Source organism: Reyranella sp. (assembly GCF_965228225.1).
Taxonomy (GTDB): domain Bacteria; phylum Pseudomonadota; class Alphaproteobacteria; order Reyranellales; family Reyranellaceae; genus Reyranella.
In genome coordinates, this window is sequence record NZ_OZ245801.1 from 1879945 (window position 1) to 1897063 (window position 17119).

Consider the following 17119-nt stretch of genomic DNA (forward strand, 5'->3'; position numbering starts at 1 on the left):
AGGGTCTGCGACGTATTGACTACATGACATCTACCGCGTGGCGTGTGGTCGAGTGCCCTCGACACAGGGAAGGCGTGGCGCCGACCTTCAGTCCGGGCTTCGACGACCGTAGCGTAACAGCCGCAGGGCGTTGGCGGTGACCAGCACCGTTGCGCCGGTGTCAGCGAGGATCGCCATCCAGAGCGGTGTGCTGCCGACGAGGGTCGTTACCAGGAAGATGGCTTTCAGGCCGAGCGCGAGGGCGATGTTCTGCCAGATGTTGCGCATGGTCGCCCGCGACAGCGAGATTAGCTCGCCCACGCCTTCGATCCGTTCCTTCATCAAGGCGACGTCGGCGGTCTCCAGCGCAACGTCGGTGCCGCCGCCCATTGCGATGCCGACCGATGCGGCAGCGAGCGCCGGAGCGTCGTTGATGCCGTCGCCGATCATCGCAATCGGTCCCTCGGCGCGGTAGGCCGCGATCGCGGCGAGCTTGGCGTCAGGCAGAAGCTCGGCCCGCACGTCGAGGCCGAGCAGGCTGCCGATCGACATGGCCGTGCGTGCATTGTCGCCGGTCAGCATGACGCAGCGCACGCCGAGAGACTGCAGCCTCTCAAGGCCGGCACGCGCATCCGGACGCGGCTCGTCGCGCAGCGCGATCATTCCCAGCGCCTGGCCGCCTTGCAGGACGACGACCACCGTCTTGCCGGCCTGCTCCAGCGCCGCGACCCGGCCCGCTTGATCCGGCGTGAGCGCCGACTTCTCAGCGGCATGGCGTGGCGATCCGACAGACACGAAGCCTGCCTTGAGACGCGCCGTCACCGCCTTGCCGGGCGTGACGCTGCTTCCGCCGAAGGTGCGGGGAATGTCGAGCCCGCGCCGCTCCGCTTCGGCGACGAGGGCGAGACCCAGCGGATGGCTGGAGCCGCGCTCGACGGCGGCGGCCTTGGCCAGCATCTCGTTCTCTTCGCCTGCAAGACATACGATGTCGGTGATCTGCGGCTTGCCGCGCGTCAGCGTGCCGGTCTTGTCGAACGCGACGGTCTTTACCTTGCTCAACGTCTCCAGCGCGGCGCCGCCCTTCATGAGGAGGCCACGCCGGGCGCCGTTTGCCAGGCCGGACGCGACCGCGGCCGGCGTCGAGATTACAAGTGCGCAGGGACAGGCAATGAGGAGAACAGCCAGGCCGCGATAGATCCAGGTGAACCAGTCGGCGCCGAACAACAGCGGCGGCGCGACGATCACCAGCAACGAGACGGCCATCGCCGCCGGCGTGTACCACTGGCTGAACGTCTCGATGAAGCGGGCCACCGGCGCCTTGGTCGCCTGCGCCTCTTCGACCGCATGGATGATCCGCGCAATCGTGTTGTCGGCGGTCGTGCGGCTGATCCTGACCTGTAGTTCGCCATCGATACCGATGCTGCCGGCATAGACGGTGGAGCCGGGCTCCTTCAGCACGGCCACCGATTCGCCAGTCACGGGCGCCTCGTCGACGCCGGACGTGCCGTCGATCACGTCGCCGTCCGACGGCACCCGGTCGCCCGGCCGGACCAGCACGACATCGCCGATCTGCAGCGCCTCGACGGGCACGGTCTCGACGTCGGACCCGCGCAGCCGCCGGGCCGTGCGCGGCACGAGGTCCATCAAGGCCCTGATGCCGGCGCGGGCGCGGCTCGATGCGACGCCCTCGAGCAGCTCGCCAACTGAGAACAGGAAGATCACGAGGGCGGCTTCCGGGGCTTCACCGATCGCGACCGCGCCGAGCGCGGCGGCCGACATCAGCATCTCGATACTGAAGGGTGTCCCGGACAGAGCGGCCACGATCGCACGCCGCCCGATGGGGACCAGTCCGATGGCCGTGGCGGCAACATAGGCCCACGTCGCCCATGACGGTTCGATGTGTGAGACGATGTAGGCGACGGCCAGCAGCGCCGCGGTGCCGATGACCAGCCCGCCGCGCGGCGACCTCCACCACGGAATGCTTGCGGGCTGCGCGTTGTTGGCCGGGGTTCTCGCCGCATCGGGGCCGGCCGGCGTGTAGCCCAGCGCCCGGATCTTGCCTTCGATGACCGCTCGCGAGGTTCGATCCTCGTCGAGGGTCACCGAAAGCAGCTCCTGCCCGTAGCTCACCGAAATGTCGGTGACGCCGGGAAGCCGCTTCATGGCGTTCTCGATCTTGGTCGCGCAGGCGGCGCAATCCATGCCGCCGACGTGCAACTTCAAGGGAATGGTCATGGCGCTTCCAGTTATAGCATCGAAAATTCAGCTTGCCTGCGTGTCGATAAATCGCCGTGTCGGCGCCTAGCCGCGCGTCAGCAGGCGCACAATCCCGCGACCCGAAGAATCCCGCTGAGCACGAAGCGTGTCGTGCGTCCGGACAGAATGCGCCGTCCGATCATCTTGCCCAGGGCCGCGCCGACGAGCGCGGCGCCAGTATAGACGGGCAGCTCTGCGGCCACCGTTTGTCGCGCGGCCAGGGCGCCGCCCAGGATAAACGGCGGCGACAGCGCCGCGGCTTGGCGTGGTGACGTCCACGCGAAGACGATCAGGGCAGGGGCGACTAACACACCGCCGCCCACGCCGGTCAGGCCCGACAGCAGTCCGGCCGCGCCGCCCAGCAACCAGCGCCGGCGAGGCGGGCTTCGCGTCGTGACGGTATAATTCGGAGGGCGACGATGATCCTCGGCGTACTCTCGCGGGGAAAAGGCAGGATTGGCTTGAACGGAGTCTGGGTCCGCCGTTTGGCCAAGGCTGGCGATAGACGGCGGAAGGCGCTTTTCGGGTATCCGGCCCAAAAAGCCAATGTTTTCAGCATCGCAAATTTCTGACGGTGTCGCTGACGGTATGGTCGTGTTCGAAAATTTGTTTTATGTGATAAATCAATGCCCTATGAGACTAGGAAATAATCGAGTGGGAGTGAGCGCCCGTGGCGCTCATCCCGAGCCGAGCACCGACCTCATCCTGAGGAGCGAACGCAGTGAGCGTCTCGAAGGGTGGGCACGCGCACGGCGTCTGTTGCCCATCCTTCGAGACGCGCCGTGGAGTTTACCCCGAGGTACTCGAGGGGCGGCGCTCCTCAGGATGAGGTAAGTGCTTGAAGCTATTCAATTCATTTCCGGCCAGCCTCTCAGGCTGAGGTGGTTGCGGTCCACGGATCGATCACGGCAAGACCGGCTGCCTTGAACGCAGCTGCGTCGCGCGTCGCCACCGCGAAATCATGCGCGGCAGCGATCGCCGCGATATAGCCGTCGGGCGTCGGGAAGCCCCGTCCGGCGGCCCGCGCCCGGACGGCGAGATCGCCATAGCGTTGCGCCGCCTTCGTATCGAACGGCAGGATTCTCGCGCCGAACAGCGCCATCACGCCCTCCAGCGCGGCCGCCAGCCCGTCCTTGCGGCGACCCTCGGGCAGGGCGCCGATGCCGAACGTGAGCTCGGCGATCGTCACGCTGGAGAGATACAGCGTCTCTGGCGTCTGTTCATCGAGCCAGTCACGGACCGCCGGATCCGGCTCAGGCTTCATCGCCTCCGAGATGACGTTCGTGTCGAGCAGGATCATCGCAGGCGCAGCGGCTCGGCCGGCGTGCCGTCGCGGGCCTCGCCGAGAGCCTCCCCGAGCGCGTCGACGTCGGCGTTGGTGACCCCGATCTTCCGGCTCATCTCCGCCAGCGCCGTGCCGAGCCGCAGCCGCCCCTCCGGCCGCACGGCCTGCTCCAAGATCGCGCGAATCTCCGCTTCCGTGCTGCGATTGTGCTGCGCCGCCCTGATCTTCAGGGCGCGATGGGTCTCCTCGGAGAGATTGCGGATGGTGACGGCCGCCATGGATCGCCCTCCCGTTGGCTCGATGCAGTGATATCACAATGGGGTCATTGATATCGTATTTCAAGCGAAGAGAGAGGGTGCGACATCCGTTTCGACTGTTTCGTTTATTTCGGTTATTTCGTTTATATCCCAAAAAATGGCACCAGGACGCAGGTTCGAAACGGGATCCGGAGCGGCAGCGAGGGGAGCGTCGTGCTGCGCAATCCGGGCTATCATGGCGGGCCAGGGGGAGAGGCAGCCCCTGAAAAATCGGTCGAGCGCTCTGTTCGCCCTCATCTGTTCGCTCAGTTCGAGCCCGTGCATCGCGTCGGATACGACGAGCGGGCAGGGCTTCTACATCGGACTGTTCGGCGGTGCCGGCACGGCCTCGTCGATGAGCGCGCGGCAGGAAGGGGGCTTCTACCTTCCCGGCCCCTTGAACACGCGGGTCGGCGTCGATGCGCAAGGGAAGACCGGCGGCGAGCCCGTTGGCGTGCTGGGCCTCCAGGCGGGCTACGAAGGGAAGCGCCAGACCTTCGGGCCATCGGAATGGGCCCTGAAGCCCGCCGCCGAGCTGGAGGGGCTCTACGTCGGGCAGCAATCGCCGGTCGGCGACATGCCCATCACCCCCAGCGTCCTGGGAACGCAGTACGTCACGCTTCCCATGACCGTCGGCGTCGTGCTCGCGAACGCGGTTCTCACCGTCCAGACGCCCTGGTCCAGCAAGATCTTTCCCTATCTCGGCGTGGGCGCGGGCGTGGCGCGCATCTCCATCCAGGGGGCCAACTCCACGAACCCCGGCGAGCCCGGCATCAATCATTTCGACTCAGGCCCGGATGCGTCGGCGACGGCCTTCGCGATGCAATTCAAGGCGGGCGTGAAAGGGGAGGTGGCCAGGAACCTGCTCCTGTTCGCCGAGTACAGGCACCTTTCCATCAATCCCACGCAGTACACGTTCGGCGAAACGCTTCCCCCTCACTTGCCGACGGACTCCTGGACGGTGAGCCTGGGGCGCCACTCCTATAGTTTGTTCGTCGCTGGGTTGCAGGTTAAGTTCTGAGCAATATGACCGCAGACGACACTCCATCTAAGTGCGAATTCCCTGACGATGTTGCAATAGGATCGACTGCCGTAAGGGCGCTTGGCCGCGATCTTGGCCTGCCGGCCGACTTGGTGAACTGCCATCCTTTCCTGGGCCGCGTCGCCAACCGCGTCATCAACGAAGTGCGGGGCGTGAACCGCGTGACATACGACATCACGAGTAATCCGCCTGGGACGATTGAGCGGGAAAGAGAGCGGAGGCAATAGAAAGCAGGCATGCCGCTTGATTTAACGCCCGTAATCCACGGCAAGCTATGTCACGGCTCACGCTGGATAGTAGCAGATAAGCGCGACCTCGCCGCCAAGGTGGCGCAGCTTGCCCTAGGTCAGTCGCGTCACGTCGCTACTATTCTCGCTGGTATAGACAAGGAAGCCCCTACGACTCGCGACGACGTGGCTAAAGGCGCGATCAAAATGTTGACTGTCAAAGACGGCGCAGATCCCTACCATCGTGATGGGTGGATCTTTCAGTCGATTTCGTGGATCGCCGCGCACCGACATGACGCTGGCGCTGTAGTTCGCGCGCCCCACTCCATACTCGCGCACAAGGGCTTCGACGGCATGCAGTTGAAGCTCGACGCTGCCGGAGCCAAGATTACAGCCGTTGTAATCTTCGAAGACAAAGCAACAGTGAATCCGCGCTCGACGGTCACCGGTGACGTCTGGAAGGGTATTCGTGCATTGGAGCGCGGCGAGCGCATGCCCGAGCTTGTTCAAGAGACCGGTGCGATCCTTGAGGCAAATCAACTACGGTATCCTAACTTGGACATCGATGCGGCAGTCGAAACAATTCTTTGGGATGAAGTCCGCTACTACCGCGTCGCCATCACTGCCGACGACAGCCATGACGATGATGAAGAGCGGGAAGCCTTGTTTAAGGGATTCGATACTGTAGCGCCGGGCGACCAAAAAAGACGCCAGGCAGAAACCATGTGCATTCCGAAGCTACGCGATTGGATGGAAAGGTTCGCGGCCAGGGCGATCAGGCGGATAGAGGACTGGCGCGACGATGTTTGACCCAGTCACAATAGATTTGATAGCCCGAGCACCGCCGTTAGAAGCGCTTGATTTGGAGGAACTGCCTCGCCGATTCACCAACGTCTTCGCTGAGATTGTCGCTGCGCGCGTGCGATTGCGGGGCGGGGCTGTCTCTGAGGACCGCAGTGAGGCCCTAGTTGCGTTGCTAGACGAAATGCGGCGCCTCGCAGCGACGCAGGAGCTGCTGGTTGCGACCGAGCCCGAACGCGCCGATCGAGCGGCGGCGGCCTTCGTGGCAGGCACGGCGCACCAACTATGTCTGATGGCAGAGATCATTGCGGCGGATGATGAGAAGCGCTTGCCTTATATCGACGCAATCCGCGCGGGTCCTGAGGTTTGTGGTACGTTGCTTTTTCTTATTGCTGACGCGCAGAGCGATGCCGCAGAAATGGCCAAGCGCTTGGTCACTAACGCTGCGGACCATACTGCGGAAGCGCAGCTGATTCGCGCGATCGGCGATCTTGCGGCAGGTCGGGTGCAATCCATCATCGATAACGACGGTGAGCTTGAATACGAAAGCCCAATCGATCGGAGTGACGCTGGGCGCGCAGTCGATGCTTTATTGCGGCGGCTGCACACTGGGGTCATACAGCTTGCCCGGGAACTGTTTGCCCGTCCGGGCGATGATCCCGGGGTGACGGCACTATCAGAAGCTCAAACAATCTTCGCACAAGTCCGAGATCTATGCATCGCGCCGATCGAAGGCGTCTTTGATTCTGACGGGCCATCTGCTGTCAGCGTGTTTCCCGGCCCGCTCCACGTCGCGAAGCTGCTGCTCGCCGTTTCCGGTGATTTGGCAGAGGCTAGCCTATGCCGGGTGCGTGGCCCGTCTGGCATCAATGGGAACAGATGGTGGCGCATTGTTCGACGCGCCGCGCGCAAGCGCCCCTATCTATGGCGCAACCACCGAGCAGCGCTCGACAAGGGCTATCTTACCACAGGTACATCTGCCGCCGTTAGCTTCCCGACGGGTGGAGGCAAGTCGACCCTCGCCGAACTGAAGATCGCGGCGGCGCTTCTTGCAGGCGGCAAGGTCGTTGTGCTTGCTCCAACCCTCGCTCTGGTCGATCAGACCGCCTTCACGCTCCAGAACGCTTTTACCGACTTTAGCGTTTTCGGTGATCTCGACGAGGAGATTACTTTTTCAGATGCGATTGTGCTGCCCGAGATCATCGTCACGACGCCCGAACGTTGCTTGATGCTCCAATCATTACAGCCCGAGGCCTTTGCCGGCGTCGGGTTAGTGGTGTTTGATGAGTGCCACCTTCTGCACCCGCGAGAAGCGGACCGCAGTCGGCGATGCATCGACGCGATGCTTTGCCTTTTGAACCTTACGCACTCAGCGCCGGATGCTGACCTCCTATTGATTTCGGCGATGATGCAAAATGCTGAGGAAATTGCCGGGTGGGTCGGTGAGCTAACCGGGCGTCCTTGTCTGCCGCTTGATCTCGCCTGGAAGCCGACGCGGCAGGCGCGCGGCTGCGTTGCCTATAGCGCCGACCGCGTTACCGAGCTTGAAGCATTGCTTGCTTCCGAGCATGCGAAAGCGAAGACGAAGGGCGTTCCAGCCAAGCTCAAGGCGCAACTCACCGCGCGACCGCTCGCCTTTTTCTGTCTCCGCCAGACTTGGGCGACACGCAACCGCAGCGACTACGCGCTGATGACATTGCTTGACGAGCCCACCCTCTTTGCGACCAGCGTAAGCAAATGGACCAAGGATTGGTATCTGACTCCCAACGGCAACAAAGTTGCAGCGACAATTGCTGCTGCGGCGGCGGAGGACGGCCTTAAGACCTTGACCTTCGTCCAAAGTACCATCGCGGCCGAGTCCACAGTGAGGTACTTCCGCGAACTCCTGCCCAAGCGTCGTGCGGAATTAACAAATGAGGAGCGGGCTTGGCGCAAAGTTGTTGAGGAAGAACTGGGTGGTCCGGATCACTGCTACCTGAAGCTCGACTCGAAGGGCATGGTTGAGGGCGCCGCTACCAGCCATCATGCACAGCTTCTGAAACAGGAGCGACTGCTTCACGAATCGCTGTTCAAGCGGCGTGACGGTATCGATGCCTTATTCGCGACCTCGACGCTCGCACAAGGCATGAATCTGCCCAGCGACATAGTGCTAATCGCTGGCGATAGCCGATGGGACGCCGAAGGCGATAAGATGAAGCAGCTTGATGCCCATGAGCTGCTTAATGCTGCAGGCCGCGCAGGGCGCGCAGGCGAGGGCGGCCAAGGCTTCGTTCTGGTTGTGCCGAGCAAGATCATCAATATCGATGACGCGAAGAGTAATATTGCAAGTCATTGGATGACTCTTCAGGGAATATTCTCGCAGTCGGACCAATGCCTAACGATCGACGATCCGCTTACAGGCCTGCTTGATCGTATTCACATGGGGTTGCATGAAGGGAATGAGGATTATCTCCTTTCCCGCTTACCGATCGGCGATGGGGACGCGCCAGACGAACCTGCCAAAGCTTTTATCGGGCGATCTTTCGCTTCCTATCGCATGCGGCAGGCAGGCAAAGAGGAGTGGATCGAGAGCCGGATCAAGTCAGCCTTGGCTCGCCGCAATGCACTCACGCCCGAGCAGGAACTCACATGGCTGGAGCGCGTCGCCGCGTCTGCAGGGTTGCCATACGAGATTGTCGCCAGTCTCGCTGAGCTGGTAGAGGCCGAAGCTTTTGGGGGCACAGCGACTGACTGTATCGAGACCTTGTTTGAGTGGATCGAGAAGCGACCGGAATGGCTGCTACAACTGATTCGGCCCAATGATATTGAGGGGCTGTTCGGTACCGACTATCGCGCCTTGGGCAGTGATACGAAGAAGGCGAAGCAAGCCCTTCCGGTAATCAAAAAGCTCCTCAGAGCGTGGATGGCCGGGGAGCCTCTCTGTGATCTCGAACGTGCGATCGGAACTGACGAGAAAGACATCAAAACCTGCGAAACGGCGCGCCACTTTGCAGTTCGCCTAACCGCTGACTTGGCTTTCGTTGCAGGCTTACCGGCGAGGATTCTAGCAGCCAAGGCGCTTGCTGCGGGCGAGGAGCTCCTTATCACAACGAACCTTCTCACGTTGAGCGGCGTCGTGCGTAAAGGATGCACGAGCGCGGAGCTACTCGCCAATGCCGTGCACTTGAGCGACCGTTCGCGTCCGGCGGCGCGTGCTGCCTTCGTTAAGATCAAAGCGCACATTCTGGCGGGTGACGATTATGAAAGCTTCGAGGATACGTTGGCGCGTGTTCGGACAGCGCACAATCTCGCGCTACTTGAAGATCAATAGTCAGTGGCCTGCTCGCAGGCGCTGCCAGCCAGCAGGATCTTGTGGTCAAGGTCGTGGATTTCCGGATACATCTCGATCTACGGCGCCTTTCGGCAGTGAACCGGGCACAGGCTTTGGCCGTGCCTGTCTGCAGCGCTCGCAGGCCGCCCAATCGCAACCTCATCCTCGTCCTCCGTGACCAGCTGAGCACTTGCAAAGGATTATTCCTTCGACGGCAATCGCGTGCCGCCGTCAGGCCCGGCCTCTCGACAGCATCCGGCGGCTCAGCGGTTTGACCCGGCGCCAGAGCGGCGACAGGACGCGGCTGGTCAAGGGGATCGCCAGCAGCCCGATGACGAGTCCGGCCACGCCGAAGCCGGCGGCTTCCACCGCCCAGGCGACGACCGGCTTGGCCACGGGAACGGCGCGCGCGGCGGCAGCGCCGGCGTCGTGCAGCATATGCGTCGGTCCGCCCAGGCCATAGGCGTCGAGCCCGTGCAGAATGATGCCGCCGCCGACCCAGATCATCGCCGCCGTGCCGATTGCCGCGAGCGCCTTCAGGAAATACGGCATGACTACGACGGTCGCGCGGCCCGCGACGCGCAACGGCGCGGCAAGCGCCGATGCCGGAGACAGCCGGGCCAGCGCCAGGCCCAAATCGTCGGCTTTGACGATCAGGGCCACGGCGCCGTAGACGGCGGCGGTGATGCCGACGGCCACGACGGCGAGGATGATCGCCTGTTTCAGCCAGCCGTCCGCGGGCAGGGCGGCCAGCGTGATCGCCATGATCTCGGCCGAGAGGATGAAGTCGGTCTTGATGGCGCTCGCGATCTTCTGATCCTCGAGGGTCCGCGCATCGAGGGCGACCGGCTCGATCATCGCCTCGTGAGCCTGCGCCGCGTGCGGGAAAACGACTTCGTAGAGCTTCTCCGCGCCTTCGTAGCAGAGGTACGCCCCGCCGATCATCAGAAGCGGCGTGATCGCCCCGGGCAGCAGGATGCCCAGGGCCAGGGCCGCGGGGAGGAGGATCAGGAGCTTGTTGCGCAGCGAGCCGAGCGCGATGCGGCCGATGATCGGCAGCTCGCGCGCCGGGCTGAAGTCGGTGACGTAGCGTGGGGTGACGGCCGCGTCGTCGATGACCACGCCGGCCGCCTTGACGCCGGCCTTTGCCGCCTGTCCGGCGATGTCGTCGATCGAGGCGGCGGCGAGCTTCGCCAGGGCCGCGATGTCGTCGAGCAGCGCCACGAGACCGACGCTCATGGCCGCACCGCACGCCGAAGCGACCGGGGAGAGCAGCCCAGGGGGCCCGTCACTGCCATTTCGGGATTTCCTCTTTTGCCAAGGGGCTCGGCGGGCCGCCGGGATGACCTGTTAGGTGGGAGATGGCGAAGCTGTGGTCAAGGCAGGGCGGACGACGCTTTGAGGCCTCACTGCGACCGATCGGTGAACCGGGCAGGGGCTTCGACCGTATCTGTCAGCAGCGCCCGCATGCCCCCCATCCGCAACCTCATCCTCGTCCTCGGCGACCAGCTCACGCCCGAGATCACCAGCCTCGCGGCCGGCGATCCGGGGCGGGATCTCGTGCTCATGGCGGAGCTGGGGGACGAGGCGCGCTCCGTGCGCCATCACAAGAAGAAGATCGCCTTCCTGTTCTCGGCCATGCGCCACTTCGCGGGCGAACTGCGCGGGCGGGGCTGGACGGTCGAGTACGTGACCCTGGACGCAGGCCACAATCGCGGCTCCTTCACCGCACAGTTGGGCGAGGCGATCGCCCGCCATGGCCCTAAGCGGGTGGTCGTCACCGAGGCGGGGGAGTGGCGGGTCCGGCAGATGCAGGCCTCCTGGGCGGAGCGGTTCGCGCTGCCCGTGGACATACTGCCGGACGAGCGCTTCCTGTGCCCGACCGCCTGGTTCGCGCGCTGGGCGGCGGGGCGCAAGCAACTGCGGATGGAGTATTTCTATCGCGAGATGCGCCGGCGCACCGGGCTGCTGATGGACGGCGACGCGCCCGCCGGAGGGCGCTGGAACTTCGATGCCGAGAACCGCAAGCCCGCCAAGGCGGATCTGTTCCTGCCGCGGCCGCTTTCGTTCGAGCCCGATGCCGTGACGCGGGAGGTGCTGGCGCTGGTCGAGGCGCGGTTCGGCGATCATTTCGGCGATCTCGCGCCGTTCGGGTTTGCCGTCACCCGCGGCGATGCCGAGGCGGCGTTCGATGCCTTCGTGGAGCGGGCGCTGCCGAAGTTCGGCGACTACCAGGATGCGATGCTGGCGGGCGAGCCGTTCCTCTATCACGCCGTCATCGCGCAGTATCTAAATTGCGGCCTGCTCGATCCGCTGCGCGTCTGCCGCCGGGTCGAGATCGAGTGGCGGGCGGGGCGGGTGCCGCTGAACGCGGCGGAAGGGTTCATCCGGCAGATCATCGGCTGGCGCGAATATGTGCGCGGCATCTACTGGCTGAAGATGCCGGGCTACGCGCGAGCCAACTTCCTTGGCCATACGCGGCCGCTGCCCGGCTTCTACTGGACGGGCGCGACGGAGATGGCGTGCGTCCGCGCGGCGGTGACCCAGACGCGCGAGCACGCCTATGCCCATCACATCCAGCGGCTGATGATCACCGGCAACTTCGCGCTGCTGGCCGGGATCGATCCGCACGAACTGCACGAATGGTATCTGGCGGTCTATGCCGACGCCTATGAGTGGGTCGAGTTGCCGAACACGGTGGGCATGAGCCAGTTCGCCGATGGCGGCCTGCTCGCCTCCAAGCCCTATGCGGCGAGCGGCGCCTACATCAACCGCATGTCCGACTATTGCGGCGGCTGCCGATACGACGTGAAGCAGCGGACCGGGCCGCAGGCCTGCCCGTTCAACGCGCTCTACTGGGATTTCATCTCGCGCCATCGCAGCGTGATCGGCACCAATCCCCGCATGGCGCAGATGGTCCGCACCTACGACAAGTTCCCGGCCGACGAGCGGCAGCGGATCGCCGACAGCGCCGCGACCTTCCTGGCCGGCCTGTGACCGCAAAGCCTGTGACCGCGAAGCGCTACACCAAGTCGACCCTGCCGCAGAAAATCTGCGCCGCCTGCGGCCGCCCCTTCGCCTGGCGCAGGAAGTGGGCGCGCGACTGGGACCAGGTGAAGACCTGCTCCGACCGCTGCAAGGGCGAGCTGAGGCGCAAGGGGCGGGCGGCGGAGCGCGTGCCCTAGGGTCTTTCCGAACCGAAGCAGAATCGTTTGCCTCCCCATTCAAATGGGGAGGTGGCGCGTCTTACGCGACGGAGGGGTCAGAGGCTTCCTGTGACCGCTCTTCCGTCAGCGCTTCCGGACATTGCCGAGGCAATGTCCTGCCACTTCTCGGGCTGAGTTTCGCTCAGCCCATGACCCCTTCGCCCCGTATGACGGGGCACTTCCCCATTTGAATGGGGAAGGGACCGATTCCGATCTTTGACGGTCGATCACGTCAGAAAAAATTCAGTCCCGTGTTCAGTCTTCGAGGTTGAGGCCCCCGTTGGTGACGAGCGGCCTTACTGCAGCAGCTGCGTGGGGACACCGAGAGCCGGGCCCGCCGTCGCCAGTCGCTGATCGAGCGTGTGCACCGTGGCGCCATGCTCCGATGCCGTCGCGAGGTGCAGGGCATCGCCGGCGCGAAGGCCGAGCGCCTGTTGGTCGACGAACTTCGCCGCCGTCCGGAACTGCGCGCTCGTGACGGGCAGAACGGTGAAGCTCTCGGCAACGAGCTTGTTGAACAGGGCGAGCACGGTGGCCCGCTGGGCCAGATCGATCTGTCCGGTCCGCACCTTGATGGCCATGGCGGACGACATCTCCGTGAGAGTCCAGTCGCTGATCCGGAGCTGTGCGGGGTCCTGCTGTCCCAGCCAGGCCTGCGCCCGCGCGGTCATGGCCTCGTTGGAAAGCGCGGCGACGATCAGCGAGGTGTCGAGATAGAGCATCAGTAGCGGTCGCCCTCCCGCATCGCCGACACCAGGTTCGCGGCATCCTGCTTCTGCGGCGGCAAGGTCGCGGTCAGAGCCTGCAGCAGCGCCGCGTCGACCCGCTTGCGCGGCCTGTCGGGCGCGGTCAGCCGGGCGACCGGCTTGCCCCGGCGCGTGATGTCGATCGAATCCCCGGCCTCGACCCGGTCGACCAGTTCGCTCAGGTGGGCCTTGGCTTTGGCGAGCGTGATGACACCCATGACCTGCTCCTGACCATCTAGATGGTCATGTAGCGTGGATGAGCGGCTGATTCCAGCGCCATTCCGGACGTTCTCGGCGCTCTGCGGGCTACCGTCACTGGACCGACGGCATTCCCCCCGATACTACCGCCGGCTCCATCCCGCGTACCCCCGGTCCCCATGATCCGTCTCGACAACATCAGCAAGCAGAACGGCCACCAGATCCTGTTCATCGACGCGTCGATGGGCCTCCAGAAGGGGGAGAAGGCGGGGCTGGTGGGGCCCAACGGCGCCGGCAAGACGACGCTGTTCCGCATGATCTCGGGCCAGGAACAGCCCGATGACGGCCAGGTGACGATCGATGCCGGCATGACCATCGGCTATTTCAGCCAGGACGTCGGCGAGATGTCGGGCATGAGCGCCGTCGCGGCGGTGATGGACGGGGTCGGGCCGGTGAGCGCGCTGGCGGTCGAGATCGCCCGGCTCGAGGCGGCGATGGCCGATCCCGAGCAGGCCGGCGACATGGACGCGCTGGTCGAGCGCTACGGCGAGGTGCAGGGGCGCTTCGAGGAGCTGGACGGCTATGCGCTCGATGCGCGCGCACGCGAGGTGCTGGCCGGGCTGTCGTTCAGCCAGGAGCGGATGGACGGCGATGTCGGGCTGTTGTCCGGCGGCTGGAAGATGAGGGTGGCGCTGGCCCGCATCCTGCTGATGCGGCCCGACGGCATGCTGCTCGACGAGCCGTCCAACCATCTCGATCTCGAAAGCCTGATCTGGCTGGAGGACTTCCTCAAGAACTACGAGGGCGCGTTGCTGATGACCAGCCACGACCGCGAGTTCATGAACCGCATCGTCGGCAAGATCATCGAGATCGACGGCGGCACGCTCACCACCTATTCCGGCAACTTCGACTTCTACGAGGTCCAGCGGGCGCTCTCCGAGAAGCAGCGCCAGGCGCAGTTCGAGCGCCAGCAGGCGATGCTGGCCAAGGAGATGAAGTTCATCGAGCGCTTCAAGGCGCGCGCGAGCCACGCCGCCCAGGTGCAGAGCCGGGTGAAGAAGCTCGACAAGATTGAGAAGGTCGAGCCGCCGCGGCGCCGCCAGTCGGTGCGGTTCGAGTTCCGCGCGCCGCCGCGCTCGGGCGAGGACGTGGTGAATTTCCGGCGCGTCCACAAGGGCTACGGCACGCAGCCGATCTACCAGGGACTCGACCTCCGGCTGCGCCGCCAGGAGCGCTGGTGCGTGCTGGGCGCCAACGGCGCCGGCAAGTCGACGCTGCTCAAGCTCGTGGCGGGTGCGGCCGAGCCGGACGAGGGCAGCGTGACGCTGGGCGCCAGCGTCAAGATGGGCTACTTCGCGCAGCACTCGATGGACCTGCTGGACGGCGAGGAGACGATCTTCGAATCGCTCGACAGCTCGTTCCCGCAGGCCGGCACCGGTGCGCTGAAGTCGCTGGCCGGCTGCTTCGGCTTCTCCGGCGACGATGTCGAGAAGCCCTGCCGCGTCCTGTCGGGCGGCGAGAAGGCGCGGCTGGTGATGGCAAAGATGCTGTTCGACCCGCCCAACTTCCTGGTGCTCGACGAGCCGACCAACCATCTCGACATGGCGACCAAGGAGATGCTGGTCGCGGCGCTGGCGGACTTCGAGGGCACCATGCTGTTCGTGAGCCACGACCGCCACTTCCTGGCCGCGCTCTCGAACCGCGTGCTGGAGCTGACGCCGGAGGGTGTGCACCAGTATGGCGGCGGCTACACCGAGTACGTGTCCTCGACGGGCAAGGAAGCGCCGGGCCTTCACCCGGGCTGACGGAAATTCTTCAGCGCAGTGTCGGCTTGCGCCGGCCTCGTTCGTCGTTCCGGGGAATGACAACCCCGAACAAGGAGACGGACATGCGCGTGATGGTGCTGGTGAAGGCGACCGAGGATAGCGAGAAGGGTTTCGTACGCTCGCCGGAGACGGCAGCGTTGATGGAAGCCATGGGCAAGTTCAACGAGGAGATGCAGAAGGCCGGCATCCTGCGCGACGGTGACGGGCTCAAGCCCACGTCCGAGGGCCGGCGCGTCGCCTTCGATGGTGCGGGTCGCACGGTCCGGCAGGGGCCGTTCTCTCCGGCGCGGGAACAGCTGGCGGGTTTCTGGCTGTGGGAGGTCAAGGACATGGACGAGGCGGTGGCCTGGGTAAAGCGCTGCCCGAATCCCATGCCGGGACCGAGCGAGATCGAGATCCGGCCGCTCTACGAGATGTCCGACCTGGAATGAGTTCGTCACCGCAGCGTGTTGAACCAGTCGAGGACGGTGGACTTGCCGTCGAGGACGGCAGAGTCGCCGTAGAGGCTCGCGAGGAAGGTGGCGCGGTGGCTGGCGCCCTTGACCGGAACGCCCGCCATCTCGCGTCCGCCGGACGCCAGCGCCATCTTGACGAGGCGCGGGTACAAGGCCTCGTCGGCCAGCCCGTAGTAGAAACGGATCGGCGAGTCGTAGTTCCAGAAGGTGGTGCTGTTGTCGGCGAGGCGGCGCAGGAGCTTGCTGTTGGTGTCGTGCGTGAAGCGCTCGAAGAAGCCTTCGGTCAGGAAGTCGGCGACCGGCGGCATCGTCTTGGCGACCTCCGCGTCGAGCTTGTAATCGGACCAGTATTTTTCGGCGAAGGCGCGGTATTGCGGCTTGATCGCGGTCTCGAAGAGATCGGTCAGGCCGTAATAGCGCCGGTAGCTGCCCAGCAGGACGATCAGGCAGGGCACGATCCAGGCCGGCGGCGGCGGATAGGATGTCTCCGTCGAGGGGATGAAGGATGGCGGGTCGGACCAGTAGTGGAACGTCTCCGGCAGATCGTTGAACGGACTCTGGGCGGCCGACGCGGCCACCGTGATGCCGCGCTGCTGCAGGTCCTGTTTCAGCCACTGGGTGTTCAGGGCACCCTGCGACCAGCCGTTCAGGAACAGGGAAGAGGGGCGCCGGCCCGATCTCTCGAGTTCGTCGATGCCCGCCTGAAGCACGTCGAGGCAGCAGCGGACGCTCGCCTCCTTGACCGCGTAGGCCTCGTCGCGGCCGTTGCGCAAGGGGCCCTTGCCGAGATAGTCCGCGGCGACGACGGCATAGCCGTTTCCGGCGAATCGCTGGACGTTGAACAGGGTCTCGATCGAATCGGCGTCGTCGCGCAGTTCGTAACGCTCGGACGCCAGCCGGATCAGGTTCGAGGGGACCTGGTCGAAGGACAGGATCGTGCCATGCTGCCACGAGACCACGGGCAGCGGCCCGCTGAGGCCGGCGGGAACCGCGAGGAGTCCGCTGACCTCGACCGGCTCGCCCGTATCCGGAAGGTGTGTCAGCGTCGAAATGCGGCTCAGCTCGACGTCGTGGCGCGCCGCGTGCCGGCCGGGTGAGAAGGGGGCGAGGACGCTTCCCTCGTTGAACGCTGCAAAGAACGTCGCCGCGAGACCGTCGAGCCGTTCTTTTGCGACGAGGACCCGAGCGCCATCCGCTCGCGCCTGTGCCGCGAGGGGCAGCGTCAACCAGGCGGCGCCTGCGGCTGCCGACGTCAACAGGCGGCGCCTGCCAATATCGTGCGCGGTCAAGGAACTGCTCCACGAGGGGGCGTGTTCGGCTTGAGTATCACTTTCATTATGAAGCATGCCCTCTGGAGTGGTCACTGCACGGTCGCCGCAATTGCAAGTATGATAAATAGAATTCTCCTGAAGAGTCCGATAAGGGAATGGGATGGCTGGCCACGGAATCGAAGATAGAAAACTAGCCAGTGCCGCCGTCGAGGAACTTCTTT

The 17119-nt window shown here is 64.7% G+C and carries 15 protein-coding genes and 1 pseudogene; 8 read left to right on the plus strand and 8 right to left on the minus strand.

Translation table 11 applies throughout. From position 1 onward, the window contains the following. Positions 1-87: 87 nt before the first annotated feature. The 4 genes from ACO07K_RS08990 to ACO07K_RS09005 form a co-directional block, all read right to left on the minus strand. Positions 88-2214, minus strand: a complete 2127-nt coding sequence (locus ACO07K_RS08990; RefSeq protein WP_422035582.1) for a heavy metal translocating P-type ATPase — start codon at positions 2212-2214, stop codon at positions 88-90. A 77-nt stretch (positions 2215-2291) separates the two neighbouring features. Continuing rightward, positions 2292-2774, minus strand: a complete 483-nt coding sequence (locus tag ACO07K_RS08995) for a TSUP family transporter (RefSeq protein WP_422035583.1) — start codon at positions 2772-2774, stop codon at positions 2292-2294. Between the two features lie 332 nt (positions 2775-3106). After that, positions 3107-3535, minus strand: a complete 429-nt coding sequence (locus ACO07K_RS09000) for a type II toxin-antitoxin system VapC family toxin (protein ID WP_422035584.1) — start codon at positions 3533-3535, stop codon at positions 3107-3109. Beyond that, positions 3532-3798 carry a FitA-like ribbon-helix-helix domain-containing protein gene (locus tag ACO07K_RS09005; RefSeq protein WP_422035585.1) on the minus strand — a complete coding sequence of 89 codons (267 nt, stop codon included), beginning with the start codon at positions 3796-3798 and terminating at the stop codon, positions 3532-3534. The genes ACO07K_RS09000 and ACO07K_RS09005 overlap by 4 nt, the downstream gene beginning before the upstream one ends. A 214-nt stretch (positions 3799-4012) precedes the next feature. Between ACO07K_RS09005 and ACO07K_RS09010 the strand changes: the two genes are divergently transcribed. The 4 genes and pseudogenes from ACO07K_RS09010 (at position 4013) to ACO07K_RS09025 (ending at position 9196) form a co-directional block, all read left to right on the plus strand. After that, entirely contained in the window at positions 4013-4837 is an 825-nt protein-coding gene (locus ACO07K_RS09010) for an outer membrane protein (RefSeq protein WP_422035586.1), read from the plus strand. A gap of 68 nt (positions 4838-4905) precedes the next feature. Further along, positions 4906-5085: pseudogene (locus ACO07K_RS09015) on the plus strand (GMP synthase (glutamine-hydrolyzing)); the annotation flags it as partial. A 9-nt stretch (positions 5086-5094) separates the two neighbouring features. Then, positions 5095-5895, plus strand: a complete 801-nt coding sequence (locus ACO07K_RS09020) for a hypothetical protein (RefSeq protein WP_422035587.1) — start codon at positions 5095-5097, stop codon at positions 5893-5895. Next, positions 5888-9196 carry a DEAD/DEAH box helicase gene (locus ACO07K_RS09025; RefSeq protein ID WP_422035588.1) on the plus strand — a complete coding sequence of 1103 codons (3309 nt, stop codon included), beginning with the start codon at positions 5888-5890 and terminating at the stop codon, positions 9194-9196. The genes ACO07K_RS09020 and ACO07K_RS09025 overlap by 8 nt, the downstream gene beginning before the upstream one ends. Positions 9197-9427: 231 nt before the next feature. Here the strand turns inward: ACO07K_RS09025 and ACO07K_RS09030 are convergent, their stop codons facing one another. Next, entirely contained in the window at positions 9428-10435 is a 1008-nt protein-coding gene (locus ACO07K_RS09030) for a DUF808 domain-containing protein (RefSeq protein ID WP_422035589.1), read from the minus strand. Between the two features lie 228 nt (positions 10436-10663). On the opposite strand from ACO07K_RS09030, the gene ACO07K_RS09035 reads away from it, so the two are divergent. Together ACO07K_RS09035 and ACO07K_RS09040 are read left to right on the plus strand one after the other, a co-directional pair. Beyond that, positions 10664-12193 (plus strand): cryptochrome/photolyase family protein, encoded by a 1530-nt coding sequence (locus ACO07K_RS09035; RefSeq protein WP_422035590.1) that lies wholly within the window; start codon positions 10664-10666, stop codon positions 12191-12193. Beyond that, entirely contained in the window at positions 12190-12381 is a 192-nt protein-coding gene (locus tag ACO07K_RS09040) for a DUF2256 domain-containing protein (protein ID WP_422035591.1), read from the plus strand. The genes ACO07K_RS09035 and ACO07K_RS09040 overlap by 4 nt, the downstream gene beginning before the upstream one ends. 317 nt (positions 12382-12698) lie before the next feature. Here ACO07K_RS09040 and ACO07K_RS09045 read toward each other — a convergent pair whose 3' ends face one another. Then, positions 12699-13124, minus strand: coding sequence for a type II toxin-antitoxin system VapC family toxin (locus ACO07K_RS09045; protein ID WP_422035592.1), 426 nt, complete (start codon positions 13122-13124; stop codon positions 12699-12701). Further along, positions 13124-13366 (minus strand): type II toxin-antitoxin system Phd/YefM family antitoxin, encoded by a 243-nt coding sequence (locus ACO07K_RS09050; protein WP_422035593.1) that lies wholly within the window; start codon positions 13364-13366, stop codon positions 13124-13126. The genes ACO07K_RS09045 and ACO07K_RS09050 overlap by 1 nt, the downstream gene beginning before the upstream one ends. A 159-nt stretch (positions 13367-13525) precedes the next feature. Here ACO07K_RS09050 and ACO07K_RS09055 point away from each other — a divergent pair, with 159 nt between their 5' ends. Next, a complete protein-coding gene (locus ACO07K_RS09055; RefSeq protein ID WP_422035594.1) occupies positions 13526-15151 on the plus strand; it encodes an ABC-F family ATP-binding cassette domain-containing protein in 1626 nt (541 codons plus the stop codon). An 83-nt stretch (positions 15152-15234) separates the two neighbouring features. After that, a complete protein-coding gene (locus tag ACO07K_RS09060; protein WP_422035595.1) occupies positions 15235-15603 on the plus strand; it encodes a YciI family protein in 369 nt (122 codons plus the stop codon). A gap of 5 nt (positions 15604-15608) precedes the next feature. Here ACO07K_RS09060 and ACO07K_RS09065 read toward each other — a convergent pair whose 3' ends face one another. Continuing rightward, positions 15609-16916 carry an alpha/beta hydrolase family protein gene (locus tag ACO07K_RS09065; protein WP_422035596.1) on the minus strand — a complete coding sequence of 436 codons (1308 nt, stop codon included), beginning with the start codon at positions 16914-16916 and terminating at the stop codon, positions 15609-15611. Between the last annotated feature and the right edge of the window lie 203 nt (positions 16917-17119).

Bases quoted from the DNA above. Each gene is read 5' to 3' on its own strand.
- ACO07K_RS08990 (WP_422035582.1), bottom strand. From the start codon at position 2,214: ATGACCATTCCCTTGAAGTTGCACGTCGGCGGCATGGATTGCGCCGCC.
- ACO07K_RS09000 (WP_422035584.1), bottom strand. From the start codon at position 3,535: ATGATCCTGCTCGACACGAACGTCATCTCGGAGGCGATGAAGCCTGAG.
- ACO07K_RS09005 (WP_422035585.1), bottom strand. From the start codon at position 3,798: ATGGCGGCCGTCACCATCCGCAATCTCTCCGAGGAGACCCATCGCGCC.
- ACO07K_RS09010 (WP_422035586.1), top strand. From the start codon at position 4,013: ATGGCGGGCCAGGGGGAGAGGCAGCCCCTGAAAAATCGGTCGAGCGCT.
- ACO07K_RS09020 (WP_422035587.1), top strand. From the start codon at position 5,095: ATGCCGCTTGATTTAACGCCCGTAATCCACGGCAAGCTATGTCACGGC.
- ACO07K_RS09025 (WP_422035588.1), top strand. From the start codon at position 5,888: ATGTTTGACCCAGTCACAATAGATTTGATAGCCCGAGCACCGCCGTTA.
- ACO07K_RS09030 (WP_422035589.1), bottom strand. From the start codon at position 10,435: ATGAGCGTCGGTCTCGTGGCGCTGCTCGACGACATCGCGGCCCTGGCG.
- ACO07K_RS09035 (WP_422035590.1), top strand. From the start codon at position 10,664: ATGCCCCCCATCCGCAACCTCATCCTCGTCCTCGGCGACCAGCTCACG.
- ACO07K_RS09045 (WP_422035592.1), bottom strand. From the start codon at position 13,124: ATGCTCTATCTCGACACCTCGCTGATCGTCGCCGCGCTTTCCAACGAG.
- ACO07K_RS09050 (WP_422035593.1), bottom strand. From the start codon at position 13,366: ATGGGTGTCATCACGCTCGCCAAAGCCAAGGCCCACCTGAGCGAACTG.
- ACO07K_RS09055 (WP_422035594.1), top strand. From the start codon at position 13,526: ATGATCCGTCTCGACAACATCAGCAAGCAGAACGGCCACCAGATCCTG.
- ACO07K_RS09060 (WP_422035595.1), top strand. From the start codon at position 15,235: ATGCGCGTGATGGTGCTGGTGAAGGCGACCGAGGATAGCGAGAAGGGT.